Source organism: Flavobacterium xizangense (assembly GCF_054075145.1).
Genome location: NZ_JBSIPG010000001.1, coordinates 85,283 through 106,145 on the forward strand (window position 1 = coordinate 85,283; position 20,863 = coordinate 106,145).

Genomic DNA, 20,863 nt, shown 5'->3' on the forward strand with positions numbered 1-20,863 from the left:
TTTTTTTTTGGCGTAGTTTTTGTAATTTTTTTTGTATATTTACTGTAATCAAATAAATGCGATGGCAAAAAACTACTTTTATATTACATTCTTATTGGCTTTTTTCTTTACTCTAAGTGTCTCAGCACAAGATAGTAAACAATTACCAAAACCTCAAGAGTCTACTTCTATTGAGGGTCTAAGCTTGTACCCTAACCCCGTTACAAACGGAAAGGTATCTATTTCGACCAAAAATGATTTAGAGAAAGAAGTAATCATTTTTGATCTTCTAGGTAAAAAAGTACTTCAGACGCATTTAAGCTCACGAGAATTGAACGTTTCAGATTTGGTTCCGGGCGTTTATATTATTAAAATAAGTGAAGAAAATGCATCCGCAACACGAAAACTGATTATCAGATAACGATACTAAAAGCTCCTTCTCGGGAGCTTTTTTATTTTTCAGTCGCACTCGTAGTTTTCAGTTACATACTTTGCGGAAAACTGCGACTGAAAACTGTGACTAAAAACTAAAAACAATATCTTTGCAAAAAAAAGTTTTGATTACAGCCAGCGATATCTTTACCATTTCAAGTCAGAAACAATTTGAAAAAATAGCACTAAAAGTGTTTCGTTTTCAGCACGAGAACAATAAAGTATATCGTGATTTCTGTGATTTTTTGAATGTAAATCCACAGCAGGTAAAAACATTGAAACAAATTCCGTTTTTGCCAATTCAGTTTTTCAAAACTCATGAAGTAGTTTCTAATTCAGATTTTCCACAAGTTACTTTTACCAGCAGCGGTACAACCGGAATGGTCACAAGCCGACATTTGGTTACCGACGTTTCACTTTACGAAGAAAGTTACCGCCAAGGGTTTTCGCAGTTTTACGGCAATATTGAAGATTACGTTGTTTTAGCCCTTTTACCGTCTTATTTAGAACGCGAAGGCTCTTCGTTGATTTACATGGTCGAAGATCTTATAAAGCTCTCAAATCAGGCTGAAAGTGGGTTTTATTTACACAATCACGAAGAACTTACCCAGAAGCTAATCGAATTAGATAATGCCGGACAAAATGTAATCTTGATTGGCGTTACTTACGCATTGTTAGATTTAATCGAAAAACACCAATTTCAGCTTCAAAATACCATTATAATGGAAACTGGCGGAATGAAAGGAAAACGTAAAGAAATGATTCGCGAAGAACTTCATGAAATACTTTGCAAAGGTTTTGGCGTTTCCTCAATCCATTCAGAATACGGAATGACAGAACTTCTTGCACAAGCTTATTCATTAGGAGACGGTATTTTTGAATGTCCTTCCTGGATGAATATTTTAGTTCGTGACCCTGAAGACGCGCTTACGTATGTAAATGACGGAAAAACAGGCGGAATCAATGTTATCGATTTGGCCAACATCAATTCATGTTCCTTTATTGCAACGCAGGATTTAGGCAAAAAATATCCCAACAACTCTTTCGAGGTATTGGGACGTTTTGATAATTCTGATATTCGTGGTTGCAACTTGATGGTTTTGTAAAATGTTTAATCGTTGATTTGTTTATTCATTTAACCGAAAAAATCTAAAACATCATATTAGCCTTGATTATCATTGTCGATTCCAATATTATCTATACTGTCTTCTTTCAACAATTCTCTTTCTTTTTCGCCTCTGTATTCTAAAAGTTTGTACATTCCATAACAGGCTAAAACGCCGCAAACTATAAAAAGCAAATTCCATCCGGGATTTACAGCATCTTCATCTACAGCACTCGGATCACCAAGAATAGCCAAGATAATTCCTAAAACAAATCCAGAAATAATTGTTCCTCCATAATACGATACAATTCCAATAAAAAAATAGAGCCATTTGTTCTTTTCATTTTTTTCGGCCAAATCAGCAAATGCTTTCCAAATCCAATAAATAAATAAAAATCCAATCATAATTAGGTTAATAGTTTTTGGTTAGAGAATAAACTTACTAAAAAAAACATTCGATTTCAATTTCATACTAAACAAAAATCCCAATAACTTTTTGAAGCTATTGGGACGTTTTGATGATATGTTTAATCGTTGATTTATTTAATTGTTTAACCGTCTCTTTAAAAATCGATTAAACCATTAACCGATTAAACAGCTAAACAAAATTTAAACAGTTCTAATCACAAAATAATTTTTCTTTCCGCTTTGCAATAACACAAACTGATTATTAATTAAATCATTTGTCGTCAAAACAAAATCTTCTTTGATTTTTTCTCTGTTTACCGAAATAGAATTTGCAGATAAAGCTCTTCTCGCTTCTCCGTTTGATTTAAAGAAACCTGTTTTTTCGTTTAAAACAGTAATGATATCTAGTCCATTTTCTAAATCTGCTTTTGCAATTTCCGCTTGCGGAACTCCGTCGAAAACTTCTAAGAAAGTTTTTTCATCCAATTTCTTTAAATCTTCTGCTGTAGAATTTCCAAATAAAATATTTGAAGCCTGAATTGCTTTTTCCAACTCTTCTTTGCTATGAACAAAAATGGTAATTTCTTCAGCTAATTTCTTCTGTAAAACTCTTAAATGTGGAGCCGCCTGATGTTCAGCAATTAAAGCATCAATTGTTTCTTTATCCAAAAAAGTAAAGATTTTAATATATTTTTCAGCATCAGCATCTGTAGCATTTACCCAAAACTGGTAAAATTTGTAAACAGAAGTTTTATCGGCATCGAGCCAAACATTTCCACCTTCTGATTTTCCAAATTTAGATCCGTCCGCTTTTGTAATTAATGGCGTTGTCAAGGCAAAAGCTTTTGCGTTTTCTCCACCCATTCTGCGCACTAATTCTGTACCTGTGGTAATATTCCCCCATTGGTCAGAACCTCCCATTTGCAAAAGGCAGTTGTTGTTTTTATATAAATGATAAAAATCGTATCCCTGAATTAATTGATATGTAAATTCTGTGAAAGACATTCCTTCCCCTTCTCCGTTAATTCTTTTTTTAACTGAATCCTTCGCCATCATATAATTTACCGTGATTCGTTTTCCAACTTCACGTGCAAAATCAATAAACGAGAATTCCTTCATCCAGTCATAGTTGTTCACCATAATTGGACCATTTGGTTCGTTTGAATTAAAGTCTAAGAAACGAGACAGAACACTTTTGATTCCGGCAACATTTTTAGCTAAAGTTTCTTCGTTCAACAGATTTCTTTCGTCAGATTTTCCAGAAGGATCACCAATCATTCCGGTCGCGCCACCCACAAGAGCAACTGGCTGATGACCAAAATTCTTTAAATGAACCAATAAAATAATCTGAACCATACTGCCAATATGCAGTGAATCTGCCGTTGGATCAAAACCAATATAAGCCGATGTTACCTCTTTTAGCAATTGTTCTTCCGTTCCTGGCATGCTATCATGGTACAAACCGCGCCACTTTAATTCTTCAACTAGATTCTTCATTTTTTATAATATTTTGCGCAAATATAATCAATGACAATGGCAATATCAAAAAGCAACACTAAATCAAATGCAATAAAAAAGAAAGAAAACCCGAACCTTTATTTTTTTTTATCTCAAAAAAATAAAAAATGTGGAAACCCGTAAAAAAACACAATCCATTTTACATATTTTCGGCAACTTAAATCCCTTACATGAAAAAAATTTTACTGCTTACATTATTTCTTTATTTCTCGGCAATTAATGCTCAAGTTTCTTTCGAGAAAGGTTATTTTATCACAACATGTAAATTTAGATGGAAAAGCGCAAGGCAACTTTGCACTGGGTCTTGGCTACAATTTTAGAAATAAAATTGGTACCGAAATCAGATACAATGCCAGCAAAAACTTGCTAAATAACTATATGCCTTTTTCTACTGATTTCAGCAGTTTAGATTTGCTATTATCTTATACTGTTTTCTAAACATTTTAATTATATCAAAAAAATGCCGTCAGAAAATAAAAAATATTCTGACGGCATTTTTTATTCGCATTTGAATTTCGAAAAGAATCTAAACTTTTATTTTTTTTCCTAAAAAAAAAACTAAAAATGAGGAAACCCGTAAAAATGACTATTCTTTTTTTTCTAGTTTCGCCGATATCAAAAATATAACAATGAAAAAAATATTACTATTTACTCTCTTAATTTACTGCTCTTTTATCAATGCTCAAATTTCTTTTGAAAAGGGTTATTTTATTTCCAATGAAGGAAAACGAACAGAATGTTTTATCAAAAATCTAGACTGGAAAAACAACCCAACAAATTTTAAATACAAAATCGACCCTAATGAAAAGGACTTTCAAACTGAAAGTATAACAAATATTCAGGAATTTGGAATCATCAATGAAACAACATTTAAACGATTTAAAATAAACATAGATCGCTCTAGCAATGAGCTAAAAAAAATGTTAACTCATAAAAATCCTGTTTGGAGTAATGAAACGATCTTTCTAAAAGTAATTGCAACAGGTGATGCAACTTTATACAGCTACAGCGATGAAAGCATTACACGTTATTTTTATGAAACAAAAGCAACTCCAACAGAACAACTGATTAACGTAAAATTCATTCAAGCCGACAACAATGAGGGAAGTGAAAAAGTAATTGAAAGCAATGAGTACAAAAACCAACTTTTTAAAAATGTAAAATCCGAAAATATTACTGAAAATGATATTGCAAAACTTACTTATAAAAAAAGCGACCTAATAAAATATTTCAACAAATATAACAACACCACAAATTCTTCTGTAGCACAAAAAACGGAAGAAAAAATAACAGCAGGAGCTTTTCACATAAAAATAACGCCAGGCGTAAGTTTTGCCTCGCTATCAGTTAACAATACTGCTAACAACAATTTTAATTTAAAATTCAACAGCAAGACCATATTAAAAATTGGTTTTGAAGCAGAATATATTCTGCCTTACAACAAAAACAAATGGAGCGTATTTACAAATCCAGTATATCAAAAGTATGATACCGAAAAAACATATCAGGTTCCAACAGGTTTTGTTTCTATGCCAGATGTAACATACAAAGCAAATGTAAATTACAGTACTGTTCAAATACCTGTAGGCTTAAGACACTATATGTTTATAAATCAAAATTCTAAAATTTTTATTAATGCTGCCTACGTTGTTGACTTAGGAGCTAAAGCAACTATTACTTATACAGAAGTAGCTACAAATAACACTACGGAATTCAAGAGCGATACAGGTGCCAATTTTGCTTTTGGATTAGGTTATAATTTTAAAAACAAATTCAGTGGAGAACTTAGATTAAACACAAAGAAACAATTGATGCGTGATTACAATAATTACTCTACAAATTACAATTCTATAGATTTCATTTTAGCTTACACTATTTTTTAAGCAATTTCATACATTAAAAAAGCTTTCAGAAAATAAAAAATATTCTGAAAGCTTTTTTATTTCTTTTCAAAATTCAATTAACAAAAAAAAACCTTTGCAACTTTGTTTCTTTGCACCTTTGCACCTTTCAACCAAAAACTTATCTTTACAAAATGGTATTAGTAACAGGAGGAACAGGTTTAGTAGGCTCGCATTTATTACTTCATTTAATTGAAAATGGAGAAAATGTTCGGGCTATTTACCGCAATCAAAGCGGTATTCAAAAAACAAAATCGGTTTTTGAACTTTACCAAAAAAGTGATTTATTTGAAAAAATAGAATGGCTTGAGGCCGATATTTTGGACGTTCCTTCTCTGGAAATTGCTTTTGAAAATATCGATTATGTTTACCACTGCGCAGCTTTAATTTCATTTGATCCAAAAGATGAAGATGCACTTCGAAAAACCAATATTGAAGGAACTGCCAACATGGTCAATTTTTCGATTGCCCGCGGAATAAAAAAATTCTGTTTTGTAAGTTCCATTGCCGCTCTGGGAGATTTGGCTTCTCATGAAAAAGAAATCACTGAAGAAACCGACTGGAATCCTGAAAAACCACACAGCGATTATGCCATTTCTAAATATGGTGCCGAAATGGAAGTTTGGCGCGCTGTTCAGGAAGGTTTGGATATTGTAATTGTTAATCCAGGTGTGATTTTAGGTCCAATTCCGAAAACTAAAGACGCACAACAAGGAAGCGCCGAATTATATGTGAAAGTTAGAAACGGACTTCCGTTTTACACGCTAGGAAGCACGGGCTTCATCACCGTTGACGACGTTGTGAAAATCGCGTATCAGCTAATGAAAAGCGACATCAAAAATGAACGCTTCACTTTAATTGCCGAAAATGTAGTTTTTAAAGATATTCTCGATACGATTGCTACAGCTTTAAAAGTCAAAAAACCAAATATTCACGCAAAACCGTTTTTAATGAATTTCCTTTGGATGGCCGATGCTGTATTTTCAACTTTGTTTTTTCAAAAAAGACGTCTTACTAAAGCAACAGCAAAATCTTCATATACCAAAGATTTATATTCCAACCAAAAAATAAAAACCGCTCTGGGAACGGTTTTTCAAGATGTACAGGAGTACATTATAAATATTTCAAAACTCTAAGTTTTACTGATCTAAAAGTTTTTCTCTGCTGTTAGGATTAACATTTGTAGGATTTGATTCGCTTTTTATAGAATCTTTAGGTTTATCAGTCACTTTCTTTTTTGCTGCTTTTGCCGCTTTTTTCTCTTCTATTCTAAGAAGTGAATCTGTTGCTCTTTCCTGAACTGCCAATCGCTTGCCCAATTCATCAAACATGTCTTTATACGTTTCATAATCTGCTGCATAATAAATATTGCTTTGAGCAAACTGCAGACTATCCACTTTATATTTTTTAAAAATAAATTTCTTCGGATCAGATTCAACCGAATCTAATGAAAGCGGATTTTGATATTTAATTGCTTCCAAAAGAGACAAATCATACATAATATCAACCATTTTTCCTTTCTCAATAAGTCCTTTTGGCTCTTTTACAAGCTCTTTTTTACAGCTTACAGAAAGAAACAAAACCAATATTATAAATACAAAATTCTTCATTTCCGTTTTTTATCTGTCAAATAATAATCTTTTTCCGGCGCGTACATCTTTTACTTTGAAATTGTTATAAACCATTTCTCCGTTCACAAAAGTATGCGTGATTCTCGATTTGAAAGCCATATTTTCAAAAGGCGACCAACCGCATTTGTATAAAATATTATCCGAATTTACACTCCAAGGCAAACTTGGATTTACAATTACTAAATCGGCATAATAACCTTCTTTGATAAAACCTCTTTTTTCGATTTTGAAAATTTTAGCCGGATTGTGACACATTTTCTCCACAATTTTCTCCACACTGATTTTCCCTTGATGATGTGCTTCAAACATTGCAACTACTGCATGCTGCACAAGCGGACCTCCAGATGGCGCTTTCAAATACGATTGCTGTTTTTCTTCTTTTGTATGCGGCGCGTGATCAGTTGCAATAACATCAATTCTGCCATCATTTAAAGCTTTCCAAAGTTCAGCACGGTCTTCAGCTGTTTTAACAGCCGGATTCCATTTTATGTAATTCCCTTTTGTTTTATAATCTTCATCGGTAAACCAAAGATGGTGCACACAAACCTCCGCTGTAATTTTTTTATCTTCTAATGGAATTTTATTCGTGAATAATTCCATTTCTTTTGCAGTCGAAAGATGGAAAATATGAAGCCTTGCTCCTGTTTTCTTTGCCAAAGCAACCGCTTTTGAAGAAGAAATATAACAAGCCTCAGCACTTCTAATCAAGTGATGCGCCGTTACCGGAATATCTTCTCCGTATTGTTCTTTAAATTTTGCAAGGTTATTTTGAATTGTAGTTTCATCTTCGCAATGAACCGCAATTAACATTGGTGTACTTGAGAAAATTTTCTCCAAAGTTTCTTCTCTGTCAACCAACATATTTCCAGTTGAAGAACCTAGAAAAATCTTAATTCCAGCAACATTTTTGGGGTTTGTTTTTAAAACTTCTTCCAAATTATCATTTGTTGCTCCCATCATAAACGAATAATTCGCAAATGATTTTTGAGATGCAATCTGGTATTTTTCTTCTAATATTTCCTGAGTAACCGCGTTCGGAACTGTATTTGGTTGTTCGATGAAAGAGGTAATCCCTCCCGCAACCGCTGCTCTCGATTCGGATTCAATATCGCCTTTGTGCGTTAATCCCGGTTCTCTAAAGTGAACCTGATCATCAATCGCACCCGGAATTAAATAATTTCCTTCGGCATCAATCACTTTACAATCTGAGGTTTTTAGGCTAATACTGTCTGAAACCTCAACAATCAAATCATTTTCGATCAATACATCACCTTCAAAAATTGATCCTTCGTTTACAATTTTAGCGTTTTTTATTAAAATCCTGTTCATCGCCTTTTGTTTATAATGTATTGAATAATTTTTTTAATCGAAGAGAAATCACACCGAGAATAGCTTCCTTAATAATGGCGTTGCTCATTTTAGAAACTCCTTTTGTTCTGTCTGTAAAAATAATTGGAACTTCAGTTATCTCAAATTTACCACAATAAGTTCGATATTTCATCTCAATTTGAAAAGCATAACCAACAAATTTGATTTTGTTCAGATTTATTTTTTCCAAAACCTCTCTTTTATAACAAACAAAACCTGCTGTAGCATCATGAATTTTCATTCCGGTAATAAACTTAACATAAACCGATGCGAAATAAGACATCAAAACACGACTTAAAGGCCAGTTCACCACATTTACACCGGTAACATAACGCGAACCAATAGCAAGATCGGCGCCTCCAAAATGACAGGCGTCAAATAATTTTTCAAGATCATTTGGGTTGTGTGAAAAATCGGCGTCCATTTCAAAAATAAACTCATATTTACGCTCTAGCGCCCATTTAAAACCATGAACATAGGCCGTTCCTAAACCAGATTTTTTTGCTCTTTTTTCCAAAAATAATCGGCCTGGATATTCTTCCTGTAATGCAATCACTTTATTTGCTGTATGATCTGGAGAATTATCATCAATAATTAAAAGATGAAAAGATTTATGTTGCGAAAGAACAGCTCTCACTATACTTTCGATGTTTTCAATTTCGTTATAAGTAGGAATTATGACAATGCTATCACTCATTTTTTTCTCGGTAATTTCACCGCAAAAGTAAACTTTTTATAGCATTTGCTTCATAATAAATACATAATAAAACTATTGAAATAAAAAATTACTAATTTTGTGACACTATGATTGAACACCTTCATCCACGAATTATTGAAAACAAAGACTGGGCAACTGCTTTATTTGTCCTGACTTTTGCCGTTGTTGCAATTACAAAATCTGCTTATGAAACCCGATTTTCGGAATTCAGTAAGCTTATTTTTTCTGATAAATATGCCAAAATCTACCGTGATAACAGCCACATGAAAAGCAGTTTTACAGTTGGATTATTTTTTGTGCAAATTATCTCCTTTGCCTTTTTTATTCAACTGGCGATGCATATTTTTTCAGAAAATTCAAAAGCCGCAGAAATTGTCTTAAAAACCGACTGGATTTTATTTATCCAGATTGCAACCTTCCTTCTTTATTTTATTTTGGCGAAGTATTTAGTCGAGAAAATTGTTGCTACTTCCTTTAATATTGAAGAATTTGTCGATCTTTTTAACTTACAAAAAGTTACTTATCGAACTTATATTGGTGTATTATTGCTTCCTATTAATGCCGTTTTATTTTATTATGACAATATTCCGAGCATTGTTCCGTTGGCAATCATAGGTATTTCGCTGTGTATAAGCATCTACTCCTATTTTATTTCAATTAAAACGTATCAAAATGCAATAATCAGCAAGTTATTTTATTTTATTTTATATCTTTGCGCTCTTGAAATAGCCCCTTATTATTTTCTCTATTATTGGATAACAAAAGGGAGTGCTTAGAAAATGTTTATAATATGAAAGTGAAAACAATTTTGGTGTCACAGCCTGAACCTAAAGTGGAGAATTCTCCTTACTTTGAGCTCCAACAAAAACACAAAATAAAAATTGATTTCAGACCATTTATTCATGTGGAAGGGGTTAGCGCAAAAGAGATTCGATTACAAAAAATCGATCTTAATCATTACACTGCGATCATTTTAACAAGTCGAAATGCTGTAGATCATTTTTTTAGAGTGGCTGATGAAATGCGTTACAAAGTCCCAGAAGGATTGAAATATTTTTGTCAATCTGAAGCTGTTGCATTTTACCTTCAAAAGTATGTTGTATACAGAAAACGTAAAATTTACGTAGGAGCAAAAGATTTTGCAGACTTATCTCCGCTAATCAAAAAGTACAAAGACGAGAAGTTTTTACTTCCTGCATCTGACCAGTTAAACGCAGATGCTCCTATAACACTAAACAACTTAAAAGTGGATTGGGCACAGGCTATTTTTTACAGAACTGTAATGAGTGATTTGTCTGATTTGGCAGATGTTTATTATGATGTTTTGGCATTTTTTAGCCCAACAGGAATTAAATCTTTGTTTAAAAACTTCCCTGATTTTAAACAAAACAACACCAGAATTGCCGTATTTGGAAGCACAACTCAAAAAGAAGCTTTAGACCATGGTTTAAGAATTGACATTCTTGCTCCAACTCCTGAAACGCCTTCTATGACAATGGCTTTAGAAAAATACATCGCAGAAGCAAACAAAGGAAAATAACCTAAGAATAAAAATATACTCCCGAAGCCTCGGGATTAAAATCCAAATTCCAACTTAATCACTTGGGATTTGGATTTTTTGTTTTGCAATCCCTCGATTTTGGAATTTGGGATTTCCATTTTCAGAGCAATTTAATTACATTTGATTTCTATTTAAAACCCAAATCACAAAAATAGTTTCAAATTTTAAGTTATGAAAATTAATTCCCTAATAATTGAAATTGACGGTATCGACAAAGAGATTCTTCGATATTTAATGGACGATGCCCGAAAACCCATATTACAAATCGCTAACAAAATTGGCATTTCAGGCGCTGCAATTCATCAGCGATTAAAAAAACTGGAGCAATCTGGTGTAATTTCAGGATCAAAATTCACTGTAAATCCAAAAGTTTTAGGCTACAATACAATGGCATTTATTGGAGTTTATCTTGATAAAGCTTCGCGAAACTCTGAAGCCGTAAAAGAATTGAGAAAAATTCCAGAAGTTCTAGAATGCCATTATACAACAGGAAACTGGTCGGTTTTGATTAAAATCATTTGCCGCGATAATGAGCATTTAATGTCGTTGCTGAACAATAAAATTCAGGCTATTGAAGGCGTTTCAAGAACGGAAACTTTTATTTCATTAGACCAGCAGATTGATAGACAGATTCAATTGTAAATTAGGAAATGTGTCAATTTGATAATTAGATAATTTAAAAGTCAACTTTCACGATCGATGATTAACATAGCACGAAAAGAAATTAAAACATTAATCTTTTTCACCATCTATTTTATAATAGGATTCTTGGCAGAGAAGGCAGTTCCAAGCGGTGCATGCACTCCAGGTGCAGGTTTTTTGCTATTTTTACTTTCAATTCCAACAAGCATTGTTTTGACTCTTGTACTTCTTTTCAAATACTACAAATCAGAAAACATACAATATGTAAATTCATTTTACATTATACTCGGAATTTGGACAATTCTTTTTTTATTAATGTATTTCAACAATTAAAAATGTCATGTTCCGAAATTCAATTAACTTGAAAAATAAAACCCGATAGGTTTTTGAAACCTGTCGGGTTTTATATAAAATTATCTAATTGACTAATTTTCTAATTATAAAATTAATTCCTCCTACTTCCCGAATAAATTGAAATATAGTATAACAATGTTGCAATTGATCCAATTGCTGCAACCACATAAGTTCTTGCCGCCCATTTTAAAGCATCTTTTGCCCCTGCTTGTTCTTGCTGTGTCAACATATGCTTATTTTCAAGCCATGCCAACGCCCTGTTGCTCGCATCATATTCGACTGGTAATGTAATAATCGAAAATAAAGTTGTTGCCGCAAAAAGCACAATTCCCACCAACAATAATTGCGGAAAAGCTTTAATCATTAAGATTCCTGCAAGCAAAATCCACTGCATGAAATTTGACGCGACATTTACAATCGGAACTAATTTTGAACGCATTGTAAGCCATTCATATCCGACAGAATGTTGCACTGCATGTCCACACTCGTGCGCCGCAACAGCCGCTGCCGCCGCGTTTCGATGATTGTAAACCGCCTCACTTAAATTCACTGTTTTATCTGACGGATTATAATGATCAGTTAATTGTCCCGGAGTCGAAATAACACGAACATCTGTAATCCCGTTATCAGCAAGCATTTTTTCGGCGATTTCTTTTCCGCTCATTCCGTTTTGCAATTGCAATTTAGAATACAATTCGAATTTGCTTTTAAGTTTTGAACTCACCATCCAGCTAAACAACATTATAGCTCCGGCAAGTAATAAATATCCACCTCCCATATTTGTATTTTTTTGATTGATTTTTAAAGTTACAAAATCAATCACAATTTACGAGCCATTTTAACAAAATGACATTTTGACATTTTTCAGCACAAAAAAGCTTTACAATACTGCAAAGCTTTCCGATTTAAGACTCTAATTGATTATTTACTTCTTCAAACTTTTCAATTAGACTGTTTATTTTTGATTGTTGTTTTTTAATTTGTTTCGGACGAATGTAAAACCAATTAAACAAAATCCATAGCAAAGTGATTCCGTAAGTCAAACTCGCACCTAAAACACTCATTCTGCTTGCGTATTCATACATATAAAGACAAATTCCTATTGTCAAAAGCAAAAAGTACAAACTCATCATATTGGTCTGTAAAAATTGTTGTTTCTTTTGAATAAAAATTAATTTTTGAAGATATTCCTGATTCGTCTGCGTTGCATCAATATCTTTATAATTGCTGAATAATTTATTCGAAACAAAGAGATAAATCACCATTGCAAGTATTGTTAAAACAATCCCGATTTTGGTCGAAATAAATTGTGGCTGATAATAAATCCAGATAAAAATTATAAAAGCGCTTGTAGCAAAAAGCATAATATTTGTCATCCATAAACTGCGCAAAGACGCTTTTTTAAATTTGCCTAATCTAGAAAGCAAATCCTGCATGTCAGGCTGACTTACGGTTTGTTTTTTCCATAAATCGTTGAAGTTTATATTATTGTTTTCCATTTTCTTTAAATTTTTGAGTCAATTTTTCTTTAATTCTGTGAATCTTCACCCTTACATTTGTTTCCGAAAGACCAACGATTTTGGCAATTTCAGCTTGCTTCACTTCTTCTAACTCCAGCGAAATAATGATACGATCAGTTTCTGGCAATTCGGCAATGCATTTGTATAAAAATTGAATCTGCGGTTCGATCGATTGTTGTTTTTCTTCCGAAAGATGAATCGGCAATTCTGATTTTGGAAAACGTTTTTGCTTTTCAATCTGCCTCAAACAATTATTAGAAGCAATTCTAAAAATCCAGGTTCCAATGGCCGATTCGTTTCTAAATGTATCCAGCTTTTGCCAAACAATTATAAAAGTTTCCTGAGCGAGATCTTGTGCAATATCATAATCATTGACAAAACCCATGCAAAGCCTGAATATTCGATCCCAATATGTTTTGTAGATTTGTTCAAATTCCATTCTTATTATTTTATAAAAGTGTTTAATTGTGCCAAATACCATTCTTTGTCATCATACATAATAAAATGCAGACCTTTGCTTGCATATTGAAAATTGGCTGGTTTTAAATTTTTATATTGCTCTTCAATTGCTGGTTTTAAATTTATAAAATAAGACTCTAATAAAATTAACGACGGACATTTTATCTGTGCGATTTTCGCTCTTAAATCGGTATTCGAAAAATCACAATACATTTGTCCGAATGTTTTTCTGTCTGATTTTACGCTCCAATCAACAACCATATCCAGTTTAGAAGCATCTGCCAAAAGTCTTGGCATTGTCTTTTTCTGCATATCTAGAAACTGAGCATCTGTCATTCCGGTAATTTGATTTACAGTTGCACTGCAATCATTATTTTCTTTTGATTTAAAAGACGGATCCATCAGCGCAGCCATACATGGAAGCGCATCAACAACCACAATTTTCCCAATTAATTCTGGATAATCAGCAGCAATGGCAAGCGCTAATCCACCACCCATGCTGTGGCCAATAAGAATTGGTTTTACAATTTTATTCTCTTTTATAAAATTGGCAATTTCCGTTTTCCAATTTTCAAATGAAGGATTTTGTTCTGGTTTTACTCCAGCAAAACCAGGCATCGTAAGTGTGTAACAAGTGAAATCTTCTTCGAATGCGGCTTTAGTTTCGTTCCAAACTTCTCCGGAAGAAGCAAATCCGGGAATGTATATAATGGATTGTTTTCCTTTTCCGGTTTTAAGAACTTCGAAAGGATATGATTTTGTTTGAGCGAAAACATTTAAACATAATGCTGAGAATAAGAATGCGATAATTAAGATGATATACTTTTTCATTTTTAATAGTTTTTAAGTTGTTAATTAAATCGGATCCGTCCTTTTGATACGGCAACTATTAAAATGTTACAACTTAATCTATTTTTTAATGAAAAAATTTAAAACCCCAATGTTCGTGCGGGTTTTTAACCGCAAAGTTTTTCCTCAATCTTGTCATTTCGACGAAGGAGAAATCTTCGCGAGTAGCTCCGCAATCAAAATCGCCAATCTTTGTAGAGTTACTTGTGAAGATTTCTCCTTCGTCGAAATGACAAACTATATGTTTTTAAAAAATAAAATTCGTGAATTCCTGGCGGAAAAAATAATCAAAAAAAAAATCCCAAATCCCAATCGTAAAATTGGAATTTGGAATTTTATATATTGGAATTTTAAAATTATCCTACAAGATTGATGATTTTCCCAGGAACAATAATGACTTTATTAGGTGTTCTTCCATCTAAATGTTTTTGTGTTCTTTCGTCTTTCATAACGATTTCTTCGATTTGTGCTGCGGTTAAATCCAAAGGCAATTCGATAGTGAAACGCATTTTTCCGTTGAAAGAAACTGGGTATTCTTTATTTGTTTCAACCAAATGACTTGCCTCAAAAATTGGGAAAGCCACTTCTGAAATTGAAGTTGTATGTCCTAATTGTGACCACAATTCTTCTGCGATATGCGGTGCATATGGTGAAACCAAAATGGCTAACGGCTCTAAAATCGCTCTTGAATGACAATTTTGAGAAGACAATTCATTTACACAAATCATAAATTGAGAAACCGAAGTATTGAAAGAGAAATTCTCAATATCTTCTGCTACTTTTTTGATGGTTTTATGCAATGATTTCAAGTTGTCTTTTGTTGGTTCGTCGTTGTTTACGATTAAGCCATTCTCATCGAAATACAATCTCCATAATTTTTTCAAGAAACCAAATACTCCAGAAATTCCGGCAGTATTCCAAGGTTTTGCCTGCTCTAATGGCCCTAAGAACATTTCGTACAAACGTAATGTGTCAGCGCCGTATTCAGCACAAATATCATCTGGCGTTACCACATTATAATATGATTTCGACATTTTTTCGACTTCTCGGCCTACAATGTATTTTCCGTTTTCATCTAAAATAAATTCCGCAGTATTAAAATCTTCTCTCCAAGCTTTGAACTTTTCGATATTTAATTCATCTGAAGAATTAACAAAATGAACATCAACGCGAATTGGCTGTACATTTTGACCGTCAATTTTATTTTTAGACACAAAAGTATTTGTTCCTTCCAATCTGTAAACATAAGCCGTCGTACCTAAAATCATTCCCTGATTAATCAGTTTTTTGAATGGTTCTTCAGTTGGAGCGAAACCTTTGTCTTTTAAGAATTTGTTCCAGAAACGAGAATACAATAAGTGACCTGTAGCGTGTTCACTTCCACCAATGTATAAATCTACATTTTCCCAGTAAGCCAAAGCTTCTTTGCTTGCAAATTCATTTTCATTGTGCGCATCCATGTAACGCATCCAATACCATGAACTTCCCGCCCATCCTGGCATTGTGTTTAATTCTAAAGGAAAAATTGAAACATTGTCAACTAAATCGGTATTGACGACTTTGTTTTGTTTTGTATCCCAAGCCCAAACTGCCGCGTTTCCTAATGGAGGTAAACCGTCTTCGGTTGGTAAATATTTCTCCACTTCTGGCAAAATAATTGGCAAATGTTCTGTGTCAATCATTTTAGGCAATCCGTTTACATAATAAACTGGAAACGGCTCACCCCAATAACGTTGACGAGAAAAAACAGCATCACGCAAACGGTAATTTGTTTTTCCAATACCCTTGCCTATTTTTTGCAATTCGCTAATCGCAGCATGCGTTGCATTTTTATAATTTAATCCGTTTAAGAAATCAGAATTTGCGATTTCAACATTGTCTTTTGATCCGTAAGCAGCTTCAGAAATATCAACATTGGCGAAGATATTTTTGATTTCCTGCATTCCATTTTGACCTTTAAAGAAATTAGCAAAAGCATAATCTCTTTCGTCTCCGCAAGGAACCGCCATTACAGCACCTGTTCCGTAACCGGCCAAAACATAATCACCAATCCAAACCGGAATAGCTTCTTTTGTAAATGGATGTTCAGCATAAGCTCCAGTAAATACTCCTGAAATTGTTTTTACGTCAGCCATACGCTCACGCTCCGAACGTTTTGCTGTTTTTTCGATATACGCTTCAACAGCTTCTTTTTGTTCTGGAGTTGTAATTTTAGCTACCAAATCATGTTCTGGTGCCAAAGTCATAAAAGTAACTCCAAAAATAGTATCAGGGCGAGTAGTGAAAACCTCGATTACTTCATCGTGATTTTTAACATTAAAAGTCACCAAAGCACCAACCGATTTCCCGATCCAGTTTCTTTGAGATTCTTTGATTGACTCACTCCAATCGACATCATTTAAACCTTGAAGCAAGCGTTCGGCATAAGCAGAAATTCGCATACTCCATTGTGTCATTTTTTTTCTTATAACAGGAAAACCTCCACGTTCCGAAACGCCGTTTACAATTTCGTCATTTGCCAAAACAGTTCCTAAGCCAGGACACCAGTTTACTTCGGTTTCTGCCAAATACGTCATTCTGTATTGCAATAAGATTTTTTCTTTTTGATCTTCAGAATAAGCGTTCCATTCGTCAGCAGTAAAAATCGCTACATTATCATCGCAAACTGCTTCAACCAATGCATTTCCGCTTTCTTCAAAAACAGTTACAAGCTCTGAAATTTCAAATGCTTTTCCTTGTTTTCTGCAATACCAAGAATTGAACAATTGGATAAAAATCCATTGTGTATGTTTGTAATAATCCGGATTTGAAGTACGTACTTCACGCGCCCAGTCAAATGAGAAACCGATTTTATCTAATTGTTTTCTGTAACCAGCAATTTGCTTTCCTTCTTTATCAACTCCACCGTCAATGTTTACACGCGTTGTATCTTCCGGACGCTGCCCTGTCTGGATCGCATATTGTTCTGCTGGCAATCCGAAACTGTCGTAACCCATTGGATGCAAAACATTGAAACCTTGATGTCTTTTGAAACGAGAATACACATCTGAAGCTATATAACCCAGCGGATGCCCAACATGTAATCCTGCTCCAGATGGATAAGGAAACATATCGAGAACATAATGTTTCGGTTTTTCAGAGTTATTTTTTGCTGCAAAAGTTTGATTTTCTGCCCAATATTTTTGCCATTTGGCTTCAATTTCGTTTGGATTGTATTTCATTTCTAAGTGACTAAGATTCTAAGTTACTAAGGTTCTAAGCTTTTCACTAAATTAATTATCGCGCAAATTTACATTTATTGTGGCTTGTTCCAAAGCTATTTCATTGACAAACAAATAAAATAACAAATCACTTAATCTTAATTACGTAAAAATACGTATTTTTGAATTTAAATACTTAGAAAAATATTATTTAATAAATATTACAAACCATATAAGCTCTGAACGAACAAAATGCTATTGTAGAGCTGGATTTCAGTCTAGTATAGACAAAGAATAAGCGAAAGAATAATATGTGTATTTTTGAATAGCATTAAAAAAAATCAAAATGGCTGACCGTAAAAAATACAATGTTGAAGTCCGCGTTTGGATTGAAGAAGCCGACGGCGCATTTCTAGGAATTGGAAAAATATGGCTTCTTGAAAACATCAGGAAAACCGGATCAATTACCAATGCAGCAAAAGAGATGAAGATGGCGTATCGTCAGGCTTGGCAATTGGTTGAAGAAATGAATCAGCGGGCTGAAAATCCATTAGTTGAAAAACTTCTTGGTGGAAAAGGCGGTGGTGGCGCAAAATTAACCGAAGCCGGTGAAAGGGCAATTTCGGTTTTTTATGAAATCGAAAAACGTATTAAAGAATTTGCTCAAAAAGAAACTCTAAACCTGAAATTTTAAAGTAAATTTCTTTAAAAACTTTGAGAGTTTAACCGCAACGCATCATACAATTTTTATTTAAACTTACGCTACTACCATAGAGTTGACAAAACAATATAAATACAAAGCTTTGCGTTTTTTTTGCTAAAGATTAAATGATTTACACAAATTTAAAAATCATTTTAAACCTTTTAATCTGTTGCTATTCTCTTTTATTTTACGAACTCTGCGAAAGTCTTAGCGAACTTTGGAGTTAAATCACTTTTTAGAAAATTTATTGAAAATTTGTGCACTTTTCGATGAAAGACAAATTTATTCAATATCTAATTGTACATTTATAGTATAAAAGTTCGTTAATAACTTTAAATAAAGAAATTCTTTATTATTTTTACCACATAATTTAAGCATACTATGAGTTCTAACTTTGATAAATTTCAAAAGCGCAGGTTAATTTCCTCTTATTTTTCGGTAGTATTAAGTGTATTCTTGGTTTTATTCCTTTTGGGAGTGCTGGGATTATTCATTATTAATTCTAAAAAATTGGCTAATGATTTTAAAGAAAAAATCGCAATGACGGTTTTCTTTAAAAATGAGGCTAATGATAGCGTTATCAAAGCATTCGATACAGAATTAAAAAGAGCGCCTTTTGCAAAATCTTTTGTTTATGTTTCTAAAGAAAGAGCAGCAAAAGAGCATACCGATATCATTGGAGAAGATTTCTTGACTTTCCTAGGAGAAAATCCGTTATTAAACTCATACGACATACATTTAAAAGCAGATTATGTTGAAAGAGACAGTATCTCTAAAATTGAAAGCAAACTGCGTCAAAATACAATGATTGAAGATATTGTTTACGACAAGCAATTGATAAATCTGGTTAATGACAACATCAAAAAAGTAAGTATGTGGATTTTGATTATCAGTGGTTTTCTTGCTGTTATTGCAGTTTTATTAATAAACAGTTCACTTCGTCTTTCTATACATTCTAACCGTTTTATTATCAAAACTATGCAAATGGTTGGGGCTACAAAATCATTTATTCGTAAACCTTTTGTAATGCGTAGTGTAAAATTAGGAATGTTAGGAGCAGCATTAACGATCGTAGCTTTAATTGCACTTTTAATTTATGTTGAGACTAATTTCCCGGGCTTAGGAATTTTAGAGGACAAAGTACTAATCGGACTGGTTTTATTGGCCGTTTTCGGATTAGGCGTTTTGATTACATGGGTAAGCACACATTTTGCAACACAACGTTTCTTAAATTTAAGAACTGATGATCTTTATTAGTATTCAGTTTTAAGTATCAAATAATTGCCTTCGGCTTCGCTCAGGCTGACAAATAAATAAAATATCTGGGGTTTACTCAAGACAGCAAAAGAAATAAAATGAAAAACAACAATATTAAAGAAGGAAAACAAGATAATCACGAATTTCTTTTTGACGGCATTAACTACAAAATCTTATTAATTGGAATTGGAGTTATTGCGTTAGGATTTATTTTAATGTCAGGCGGAGGAAGTAACGACCCGAATGTTTTCAACGAAGATATTTTCAGTTTTAGACGTATTCGTTTGGCTCCAACTACTGTTTTAATTGGTTTTGGCATTACGATTTATTCTATTTTCAAAAAATCAAAATAGATTTTCTTAATCTTCTCATTACACTAAACTTCGAAAAGGTCTTTCTAAATCTGAAATTATAATCCAAAGAATTAGAACTAAAATTTAATTTACATGAATTACTTACAGGCAATTCTTATTGCAATTGTAGAAGGCTTAACAGAATATTTGCCTGTTTCCTCCACTGCTCACATGATATTTACAAGTTCTTTTTTTGGAATTCAAGAAGATGATTTTGTTAAGCTATTTCAAGTCTCCATTCAATTTGGAGCAATTTTGGCCGTTGTTGTTTTGTATTGGAAAAAGTTTTTTGATTTTAGTAAAATTAATTTCTACATCAAATTAGCTTGTGCTGTTATACCTGCGTTAATTTTAGGAAAACTATTCGACGATAAAATTGATGCAATTTTAGGAAATCCAATTCCAATTGCTATCGTATTAATTTTAGGCGGAGTTGTGCTACTTTTTATTGACAATCAATTTAAAAATCCAACTATAAGTCACGAAGAAGACATTACGATAAAAAAAGCCGTTACAATTGGTTTTTGGCAATGTCTGGCTATGATGCCTGGAACAAGCCGCTCTGCAGCCTCAATAATTGGAGGAATGCAACAAGGGCTTACGAGACAAACTGCAGCAGAATTTTCTTTTTTTCTTGCTGTCCCTACAATGCTTGCTGTTACAACCTATTCTTTGTTTTTAAAAACATATGAAGTATCAAAATTAAAAGGATATGAATTATTGACGCAATCAAGCGACAATCTTAAAATGTTCTTGATAGGAAATGTCGTAGCTTTTATAGTGGCTGTAATTGCTATTAAATTCTTTATTGAAATCATAAAGAAATTTGGTTTTAAACCTTGGGGATATTACCGAATCATAGCGGGAATCCTTTTATTGGCATATTTTTCTCTAAATAAATAGTT

The 20,863-nt window shown here is 33.1% G+C and carries 23 protein-coding genes; 13 read left to right on the forward strand and 10 right to left on the reverse strand.

From position 1 onward, the window contains the following. Positions 1-61 precede the first annotated feature (61 nt). Both ACWA1B_RS00360 and ACWA1B_RS00365 read left to right on the forward strand, forming a co-directional pair. Entirely contained in the window at positions 62-400 is a 339-nt protein-coding gene (locus ACWA1B_RS00360; RefSeq protein WP_456903768.1) for a T9SS type A sorting domain-containing protein, read from the forward strand. Between the two features lie 136 nt (positions 401-536). Beyond that, entirely contained in the window at positions 537-1,517 is a 981-nt protein-coding gene (locus tag ACWA1B_RS00365) for a LuxE/PaaK family acyltransferase (protein WP_456904842.1), read from the forward strand. 56 nt (positions 1,518-1,573) lie between these two features. Here the strand turns inward: ACWA1B_RS00365 and ACWA1B_RS00370 are convergent, their stop codons facing one another. After that, positions 1,574-1,921: a hypothetical protein gene (locus ACWA1B_RS00370; RefSeq protein ID WP_456903770.1), complete on the reverse strand. Its 348-nt coding sequence runs from the start codon at positions 1,919-1,921 to the stop codon at positions 1,574-1,576. A 204-nt stretch (positions 1,922-2,125) separates the two neighbouring features. Continuing rightward, the gene (gene tyrS, locus ACWA1B_RS00375) at positions 2,126-3,421 is read right to left on the reverse strand and encodes a tyrosine--tRNA ligase (protein ID WP_456903771.1); all 1,296 of its coding nucleotides are present in this window, start codon (positions 3,419-3,421) and stop codon (positions 2,126-2,128) included. 240 nt (positions 3,422-3,661) lie between these two features. Here tyrS and ACWA1B_RS00380 point away from each other — a divergent pair, with 240 nt between their 5' ends. The 3 genes from ACWA1B_RS00380 to ACWA1B_RS00390 all read left to right on the forward strand — a co-directional run bounded on the left by ACWA1B_RS00380 (position 3,662) and on the right by ACWA1B_RS00390 (position 6,479). Then, the gene (locus tag ACWA1B_RS00380) at positions 3,662-3,880 is read left to right on the forward strand and encodes a hypothetical protein (protein ID WP_456903773.1); all 219 of its coding nucleotides are present in this window, start codon (positions 3,662-3,664) and stop codon (positions 3,878-3,880) included. A gap of 191 nt (positions 3,881-4,071) precedes the next feature. Beyond that, entirely contained in the window at positions 4,072-5,325 is a 1,254-nt protein-coding gene (locus tag ACWA1B_RS00385; RefSeq protein ID WP_456903775.1) for a tRNA modification GTPase, read from the forward strand. Between the two features lie 152 nt (positions 5,326-5,477). Continuing rightward, positions 5,478-6,479 carry an NAD-dependent epimerase/dehydratase family protein gene (locus ACWA1B_RS00390; RefSeq protein ID WP_456903777.1) on the forward strand — a complete coding sequence of 334 codons (1,002 nt, stop codon included), beginning with the start codon at positions 5,478-5,480 and terminating at the stop codon, positions 6,477-6,479. A 3-nt stretch (positions 6,480-6,482) separates the two neighbouring features. Here ACWA1B_RS00390 and ACWA1B_RS00395 read toward each other — a convergent pair whose 3' ends face one another. Genes ACWA1B_RS00395 through ACWA1B_RS00405 form a run of 3 tightly spaced genes read right to left on the reverse strand, consistent with a single transcriptional unit; the run spans position 6,483 to position 9,039 of the window. After that, positions 6,483-6,953, reverse strand: coding sequence for a DUF4296 domain-containing protein (locus ACWA1B_RS00395; RefSeq protein ID WP_456903778.1), 471 nt, complete (start codon positions 6,951-6,953; stop codon positions 6,483-6,485). A gap of 9 nt (positions 6,954-6,962) precedes the next feature. Next, complete coding sequence (locus ACWA1B_RS00400; RefSeq protein WP_456903780.1) at positions 6,963-8,303, reverse strand: dihydroorotase; 1,341 nt, start codon at positions 8,301-8,303, stop codon at positions 6,963-6,965. A gap of 10 nt (positions 8,304-8,313) precedes the next feature. Next, entirely contained in the window at positions 8,314-9,039 is a 726-nt protein-coding gene (locus ACWA1B_RS00405; protein WP_456903782.1) for a polyprenol monophosphomannose synthase, read from the reverse strand. 107 nt (positions 9,040-9,146) lie between these two features. On the opposite strand from ACWA1B_RS00405, the gene ACWA1B_RS00410 reads away from it, so the two are divergent. The 4 genes from ACWA1B_RS00410 to ACWA1B_RS00425 all read left to right on the forward strand — a co-directional run bounded on the left by ACWA1B_RS00410 (position 9,147) and on the right by ACWA1B_RS00425 (position 11,596). Continuing rightward, the gene (locus tag ACWA1B_RS00410; protein ID WP_142451656.1) at positions 9,147-9,836 is read left to right on the forward strand and encodes a DUF4271 domain-containing protein; all 690 of its coding nucleotides are present in this window, start codon (positions 9,147-9,149) and stop codon (positions 9,834-9,836) included. A gap of 14 nt (positions 9,837-9,850) precedes the next feature. Further along, positions 9,851-10,600 carry a uroporphyrinogen-III synthase gene (locus ACWA1B_RS00415; protein ID WP_320569012.1) on the forward strand — a complete coding sequence of 250 codons (750 nt, stop codon included), beginning with the start codon at positions 9,851-9,853 and terminating at the stop codon, positions 10,598-10,600. A 192-nt stretch (positions 10,601-10,792) separates the two neighbouring features. After that, positions 10,793-11,263: an Lrp/AsnC family transcriptional regulator gene (locus ACWA1B_RS00420; RefSeq protein ID WP_035653302.1), complete on the forward strand. Its 471-nt coding sequence runs from the start codon at positions 10,793-10,795 to the stop codon at positions 11,261-11,263. 57 nt (positions 11,264-11,320) lie between these two features. Then, a complete protein-coding gene (locus tag ACWA1B_RS00425; RefSeq protein ID WP_456903783.1) occupies positions 11,321-11,596 on the forward strand; it encodes a hypothetical protein in 276 nt (91 codons plus the stop codon). 112 nt (positions 11,597-11,708) lie between these two features. Here the strand turns inward: ACWA1B_RS00425 and ACWA1B_RS00430 are convergent, their stop codons facing one another. From ACWA1B_RS00430 to leuS, 5 genes are all read right to left on the reverse strand, one after another. Continuing rightward, complete coding sequence (locus ACWA1B_RS00430) at positions 11,709-12,395, reverse strand: zinc metallopeptidase (protein WP_456904844.1); 687 nt, start codon at positions 12,393-12,395, stop codon at positions 11,709-11,711. Between the two features lie 127 nt (positions 12,396-12,522). Then, on the reverse strand, positions 12,523-13,116 hold the full coding sequence (locus tag ACWA1B_RS00435) for a DUF485 domain-containing protein (protein ID WP_456903785.1): 594 nt from the start codon (positions 13,114-13,116) through the stop codon (positions 12,523-12,525). Next, entirely contained in the window at positions 13,103-13,576 is a 474-nt protein-coding gene (locus ACWA1B_RS00440) for an RNA polymerase sigma factor (RefSeq protein WP_456903786.1), read from the reverse strand. The genes ACWA1B_RS00435 and ACWA1B_RS00440 overlap by 14 nt, the downstream gene beginning before the upstream one ends. Before the next feature lie 5 nt (positions 13,577-13,581). Then, on the reverse strand, positions 13,582-14,427 hold the full coding sequence (locus ACWA1B_RS00445) for an alpha/beta fold hydrolase (protein ID WP_456903788.1): 846 nt from the start codon (positions 14,425-14,427) through the stop codon (positions 13,582-13,584). A 374-nt stretch (positions 14,428-14,801) separates the two neighbouring features. Further along, the gene (gene leuS / locus ACWA1B_RS00450) at positions 14,802-17,666 is read right to left on the reverse strand and encodes a leucine--tRNA ligase (protein WP_456903790.1); all 2,865 of its coding nucleotides are present in this window, start codon (positions 17,664-17,666) and stop codon (positions 14,802-14,804) included. Between the two features lie 325 nt (positions 17,667-17,991). Between leuS and ACWA1B_RS00455 the strand changes: the two genes are divergently transcribed. From ACWA1B_RS00455 to ACWA1B_RS00470, 4 genes are all read left to right on the forward strand, one after another. Next, the gene (locus tag ACWA1B_RS00455) at positions 17,992-18,339 is read left to right on the forward strand and encodes a winged helix-turn-helix domain-containing protein (protein WP_456903792.1); all 348 of its coding nucleotides are present in this window, start codon (positions 17,992-17,994) and stop codon (positions 18,337-18,339) included. A 390-nt stretch (positions 18,340-18,729) separates the two neighbouring features. After that, the gene (locus tag ACWA1B_RS00460; RefSeq protein ID WP_456903794.1) at positions 18,730-19,605 is read left to right on the forward strand and encodes a cell division protein FtsX; all 876 of its coding nucleotides are present in this window, start codon (positions 18,730-18,732) and stop codon (positions 19,603-19,605) included. 98 nt (positions 19,606-19,703) lie between these two features. Beyond that, positions 19,704-19,958: a DUF3098 domain-containing protein gene (locus ACWA1B_RS00465; protein ID WP_035653289.1), complete on the forward strand. Its 255-nt coding sequence runs from the start codon at positions 19,704-19,706 to the stop codon at positions 19,956-19,958. A gap of 93 nt (positions 19,959-20,051) precedes the next feature. Then, positions 20,052-20,861, forward strand: coding sequence for an undecaprenyl-diphosphate phosphatase (locus tag ACWA1B_RS00470; RefSeq protein ID WP_456903796.1), 810 nt, complete (start codon positions 20,052-20,054; stop codon positions 20,859-20,861). Positions 20,862-20,863 lie beyond the last annotated feature (2 nt).

Bases quoted from the DNA above. Each gene is read 5' to 3' on its own strand.
- ACWA1B_RS00360 (WP_456903768.1), top strand. From the start codon at position 62: ATGGCAAAAAACTACTTTTATATTACATTCTTATTGGCTTTTTTCTTT.
- ACWA1B_RS00370 (WP_456903770.1), bottom strand. From the start codon at position 1,921: ATGATTGGATTTTTATTTATTTATTGGATTTGGAAAGCATTTGCTGAT.
- tyrS (WP_456903771.1), bottom strand. From the start codon at position 3,421: ATGAAGAATCTAGTTGAAGAATTAAAGTGGCGCGGTTTGTACCATGAT.
- ACWA1B_RS00380 (WP_456903773.1), top strand. From the start codon at position 3,662: ATGCTCAAGTTTCTTTCGAGAAAGGTTATTTTATCACAACATGTAAAT.
- ACWA1B_RS00385 (WP_456903775.1), top strand. From the start codon at position 4,072: ATGAAAAAAATATTACTATTTACTCTCTTAATTTACTGCTCTTTTATC.
- ACWA1B_RS00390 (WP_456903777.1), top strand. From the start codon at position 5,478: ATGGTATTAGTAACAGGAGGAACAGGTTTAGTAGGCTCGCATTTATTA.
- ACWA1B_RS00395 (WP_456903778.1), bottom strand. From the start codon at position 6,953: ATGAAGAATTTTGTATTTATAATATTGGTTTTGTTTCTTTCTGTAAGC.
- ACWA1B_RS00400 (WP_456903780.1), bottom strand. From the start codon at position 8,303: ATGAACAGGATTTTAATAAAAAACGCTAAAATTGTAAACGAAGGATCA.
- ACWA1B_RS00405 (WP_456903782.1), bottom strand. From the start codon at position 9,039: ATGAGTGATAGCATTGTCATAATTCCTACTTATAACGAAATTGAAAAC.
- ACWA1B_RS00410 (WP_142451656.1), top strand. From the start codon at position 9,147: ATGATTGAACACCTTCATCCACGAATTATTGAAAACAAAGACTGGGCA.
- ACWA1B_RS00415 (WP_320569012.1), top strand. From the start codon at position 9,851: ATGAAAGTGAAAACAATTTTGGTGTCACAGCCTGAACCTAAAGTGGAG.
- ACWA1B_RS00420 (WP_035653302.1), top strand. From the start codon at position 10,793: ATGAAAATTAATTCCCTAATAATTGAAATTGACGGTATCGACAAAGAG.
- ACWA1B_RS00425 (WP_456903783.1), top strand. From the start codon at position 11,321: ATGATTAACATAGCACGAAAAGAAATTAAAACATTAATCTTTTTCACC.
- ACWA1B_RS00430 (WP_456904844.1), bottom strand. From the start codon at position 12,395: ATGGGAGGTGGATATTTATTACTTGCCGGAGCTATAATGTTGTTTAGC.
- ACWA1B_RS00435 (WP_456903785.1), bottom strand. From the start codon at position 13,116: ATGGAAAACAATAATATAAACTTCAACGATTTATGGAAAAAACAAACC.
- ACWA1B_RS00440 (WP_456903786.1), bottom strand. From the start codon at position 13,576: ATGGAATTTGAACAAATCTACAAAACATATTGGGATCGAATATTCAGG.
- ACWA1B_RS00445 (WP_456903788.1), bottom strand. From the start codon at position 14,427: ATGAAAAAGTATATCATCTTAATTATCGCATTCTTATTCTCAGCATTA.
- leuS (WP_456903790.1), bottom strand. From the start codon at position 17,666: ATGAAATACAATCCAAACGAAATTGAAGCCAAATGGCAAAAATATTGG.
- ACWA1B_RS00455 (WP_456903792.1), top strand. From the start codon at position 17,992: ATGGCTGACCGTAAAAAATACAATGTTGAAGTCCGCGTTTGGATTGAA.
- ACWA1B_RS00460 (WP_456903794.1), top strand. From the start codon at position 18,730: ATGAGTTCTAACTTTGATAAATTTCAAAAGCGCAGGTTAATTTCCTCT.
- ACWA1B_RS00465 (WP_035653289.1), top strand. From the start codon at position 19,704: ATGAAAAACAACAATATTAAAGAAGGAAAACAAGATAATCACGAATTT.
- ACWA1B_RS00470 (WP_456903796.1), top strand. From the start codon at position 20,052: ATGAATTACTTACAGGCAATTCTTATTGCAATTGTAGAAGGCTTAACA.